The sequence below is a fragment of the Bacillus sp. mrc49 genome (assembly GCF_002803435.1).
Window position 1 is genome coordinate 1 of sequence record NZ_PHNG01000262.1, and the last position, 583, is coordinate 583.

The 583-nt window shown below is 47.2% G+C and carries 1 protein-coding gene; it reads left to right on the top strand.

Annotated features, from left to right (window positions below):
• On the top strand, positions 1 to 583 hold a 583-nt coding region (locus CVN76_RS01875), incomplete at both ends, for a M20 family metallopeptidase (protein WP_157805457.1).

Sequence of the window (583 nt, forward strand, 5' to 3'; positions counted from 1 at the left end):
AACGAAGCAGTTGAATACTGTGCGGACTGGCTTAAAAAGCAAGGATTGACCGTGAATGTAATCGTTAATAATGGGTATAGGATGCTCGTTAGCGAGATTGGCAGCGGAGATAAAACCGTCATCTGGAATGGCCATGTAGATGTTGTCAGCGGGACCCCGGATCAATTTTTCCCTCGCATTCATGAAGGGCATTTATATGGACGCGGTGCAGCCGATATGAAAGCAGGGGTTGTCGGAATGATGTGTGCATTCTCCGAACTGAAAGATAGGAATTTAGGATTGAAAATCCAGCTGCAGATAGTATCGGATGAAGAAATTGGCGGGTTGAACTGTTCTGGCTATTTAGCGAAACATGGTTATAGAGGGGACTTTGTAATTTGTGCCGAACCTACCCAATTGGGAATTGGCCTGCAGGCAAAGGGTGCCCTGCGCCTTGATATTGAGGTATCTGGTAAAGCCGCCCATGGAAGCCGTCCGTGGGAAGGCGTGAATGCAATCGAGAAGGCTTATGAACTCTATCGAAAAATAAAGGAGCTTCCGTTCACGAGGGATCATACCCCCCTTTACGATTCCCCTTCACTTA